General features: G+C 31.4%; 4 protein-coding genes and 1 pseudogene. All 5 read right to left on the bottom strand.

What is annotated here, in order from left to right; genetic code table 11:
* Positions 1-1,426 (bottom strand): L,D-transpeptidase family protein (locus ACXAC4_RS18905; RefSeq protein WP_475164638.1); only part of this gene is annotated, 1,426 nt, incomplete at its 3' end.
* 8 nt (positions 1,427-1,434) lie between these two features.
* The gene (locus ACXAC4_RS18910; protein ID WP_475164641.1) at positions 1,435-2,067 is read right to left on the bottom strand and encodes a hypothetical protein; all 633 of its coding nucleotides are present in this window, start codon (positions 2,065-2,067) and stop codon (positions 1,435-1,437) included.
* Positions 2,068-2,316: 249 nt separating this feature from the next.
* Positions 2,317-2,721: a hypothetical protein gene (locus ACXAC4_RS18915; protein ID WP_474975090.1), complete on the bottom strand. Its 405-nt coding sequence runs from the start codon at positions 2,719-2,721 to the stop codon at positions 2,317-2,319.
* Positions 2,722-2,748: 27 nt separating this feature from the next.
* Positions 2,749-3,261, bottom strand: a complete 513-nt coding sequence (locus ACXAC4_RS18920) for a hypothetical protein (protein WP_475164647.1) — start codon at positions 3,259-3,261, stop codon at positions 2,749-2,751.
* Between the two features lie 165 nt (positions 3,262-3,426).
* A pseudogene (locus ACXAC4_RS18925) lies at positions 3,427-3,736 on the bottom strand (isoaspartyl peptidase/L-asparaginase); the annotation flags it as partial.

Below are 3,736 nucleotides of genomic sequence, written 5' to 3' on the forward strand. Positions count from 1 at the left end.
GGAATTGAACCATTCGTGATTCAGGAATAGCAACACACCCTGCTGTAGGTCGTCCATTACTTACGTGTAAGAAAAACGCACTTCCTGCTCCTTTGGTGCGATTAGTATTATAGTTAATCACCATACCATATTTATATTGTGTAGGATAGCTTGCTAAATGTTCGTCAGATTTGTTAGAACTTTTTCTTTCTTGCCAAGTGTTATAATCACTATCGTTCACGTTAGAAATCCAATATGAATTTTTAGTGATCTGTCTGAAAGATTTTTTTGTACCAGGATTAGATGTTCCAAAAGCGAATCCTAAGCTATATGCACCTTTTGGTGTTCTGCTGACATACTCACTTGCAGAACCAATTCCTTGACTACCGACAAAACCGTTTGTCGTAAATGATTTTTTCCATTGACCGTTAGATTTATACCAATATTCTACTTTTGCATTTGAACCATTACCTACAACTGTAACAATTTGATTTGTACGTTGTGCTACATTCGTTTTTGCTACAGCTGGTAAATTGTTTGGTTTGGGCTTTGTTTTGCTTGTTTGACTATTATTTTTATTTGAGCTAGGCTTATTATTACTAGTGTTTGTAGTTGTTTTTTTAGTTACGTTTTTTTTGTTATTAGAACTATTATTGCTGGTCGTTTCTTGTTTGTTTAAACTGTTGTTTTTAACAGTTTGATTTCGGCTAGAATGATTACTGTTGTTATTTGAAGCTATATTATTTTCTTTCTTAGAAGAAACAACTTTCTTTTCCTTTTCTTTCTCTTTTTTAGTTTTATCAGCAATGGACTTATTTACTTTTTTTAATTTTTCCTTCAGTGATTTTTTTTGCTTTTCGTCTTTAATTACTTTAATTAGTTTTTTTGCTTTTTCTTTCTTTTCATAAGTAATATTGTCTTTTACTTTATTATTTTTGAATAAGCTATCAACATATTTTTTGGCAGATTGAATATCAGCTACTTGTTGTTTCGCATTATCAATCTTTTTGTTTAATCGATCATAGAATGCGGTTTCTTTCTTGAAGTTTTTTAAAGCTTGGCTTAGCTTTTCAATATCCTTCTTTTGCTTAACATTTACAATATTATCTTTATTGAAAAGAGCCATTACATCTTTTTGAAAATCTATCATGCTTTTAGCTTTATCGTATGATTTTTCTACGGATTGTAAAGATTTTTTGTTCTTCTCGTTCAAATCTTTTTCTTTTATTTCCTTAAGATCAGCTTTAATTTCTTCCATCTGTTTATTTGTAATATCTTTTTGAAGATCGGTTTTATCTTCGTTGAATAGATCGTCTACTTCATTTTCAATAGACGAAATTTCTTTGGCAACTTCCTCATTTTTAGCTTTGCTACCACATGCAGTAATAGCGATTGTAATTAATGCAATAACGAATACTAGTACGAATAACTTCAATGATTTTTTCATAATTATTTCTATTCCTTTCTTTTTATACTCTTTTTATATAATTCTTCCGATAATAGAACATTTAATATATATTCTTTATCGGCTTTAACTCCAATCTTTTTTAATTCCTTAGTTATAAGTTCAGCCATTTCATCATCATTAGCAATAAGTATCTTCTTTAAATCTCCCCCTGTATGTTGTGTGTTGGGTAGTAAAAAAAGTGCCTTTATAGCAATAATTAAACTTTTACCTAAGCTCGTTTCTTTTTCTATTATAAACTCTTCTAAAAGTAAAATTTTATATATATAATCTTTGTTATACATATAATCTTTGTTTGCAAAAACCCCCCTATGCTTTAAATCTTTTGTTATAAATTCAGCCATTTTATTAAGGGATGGATCTACGTTAGTGTCGTTAACATGAAAAGCATTTTTAACGGATTCTTTGGAAGGGAAAAACACTTTCCATAAGATTGTTAGCAACATAATTATCCATACGCCAAATGTAATAACATTCAAAACACCTATTGTGCCAAATGAATAAAGTGGTTCACTAATAGCTCTAGTTTCAGCATATTGAAATAGTGCTAATGCCAATAAAACGATAGTGGTTACACCAAAAGTAATTAATAAAACTTTGTTTTTCTTAAGCCATTTTTTCACTATTACACTACCCCAACCTGTATTATTGTGAATATCTAACATCCTAATTTGTATTTACTACAATAAAATTGTTGTTTGTGTCTTTATCATTTAATTTGCTTGTGCTTGTAATATATGTTCCACGTAAAAATTCACATAATTGTTTGCATTCATTTTCATTATCAAATACAATGACTTTCTCACCTTTGTATAACGCAGATAGTATCATGCTTTTCATTGTAAAATTATTCAATTAAATTCCTCCTCATATTATACAAAACTATTATCGTCTAAATCGTCTAAACCTGACCACGTTGTATTTTTTTTTGTTTTTTGGTTAGTTGCTTCTGATTCCATTACATTTTTTATTTCTACTGTTCTTTCAATGGATGGCATTGTTGATTCGGGTTGAACAGTTTTAGCTGTAGGTTGTGAATTCATATCAGAATGATTTTGAGCTTGTTTTTCATTGTCTATTTTTTGTAAATCAAAATCAATCTTTGCTGGCATAACTTCTGCAACATCAATATACCCAGTTGTTTTATATAATTCGAGTAATGCATACCAAACGGTTGCACTCAAATTACTTTGCATGTTACACCAATCAATAAATTCGTCACTCAAATGCCTACTGACAAATAAATTTGTTCTTTTCCCCTTTTTTAGGTTAGCCATTCTTCACCACCTAATCCTTTTCTTTTTTTATTCTTTTTGTGAGGCTGTTTGAGCTTTGGATTTCATTTGCTCAAAACGTGGACTTAATGCATAGATAAGTAATCCATGTGCATTTACAAGAATTGGCTCGTTTACAAAAACAACATTTTTTAACCGATCTTTTTCTTGCAAAAGCTCAGTTAAATGTTCTTTTAAAATGGCTGCTCCCCCACCATAAATAAATACACGAGGTACATCTTTCATATCATCTATTTTATTGATGATATCTTGTCCAATTCTGTTAGCTAATTGCAACATACCTGTTTCTGCAATTTGCCTTATTTCATTGTGTCTAGGGTGTTCTGTATTTAAATAGATTTCATTAAATTCTGCCAAAGAGTCTATAGTCCTTCTCGGATTTTTTCTGTTCCATATTGTTATCACATTTAATATGGTTTCTTTTACACCATAATTCAATCCATATGATAAGTGAGGATTGAATTTGACCCCATTTGAGACAACCATTTCAGTAGTGCCAGCTCCAATATCAAAGTGAAGCATAGTTTCGTTTTCAAATGTTATTTCCTTTAATTCTCCATCTGTCTGATAGGTGCTGTCGATTCCGTTTGTAGTCGTCTGTTTAACCTTAGCAATACGTAACTGAACGAATAGATAGTAAAGTTACGTATTGCTAAGGTTAACGACGGTTAGATTCACCTCTTACACAGCACCTCGATTTCGGCCATCCATAATAGATGCATCTAATTCATGAGAACCATCATAAGTATAAACAGCACCTTTACCAGCATTAAAAAAAGGCGAATCTTCTAAAATATTTATCGCCTTGGTAACAGCGTCTAGACTCTCACCACCAGACTCAAGTACTTTATACCCTGCTTCTACTGCTTCTTCTAACTTTGCTCTATAGGCATTCTCTTGCTCTGGTGTAAAACGGCTTTTTTCAATTGTACCCGCACCACCATGAATTGCGATTGCAGGTGCTGTGTAAGAGGTGAATCTAACCGTCGTTAACCTT

This window comes from Pseudoalteromonas sp. AWM4_233 (assembly GCF_056158285.1).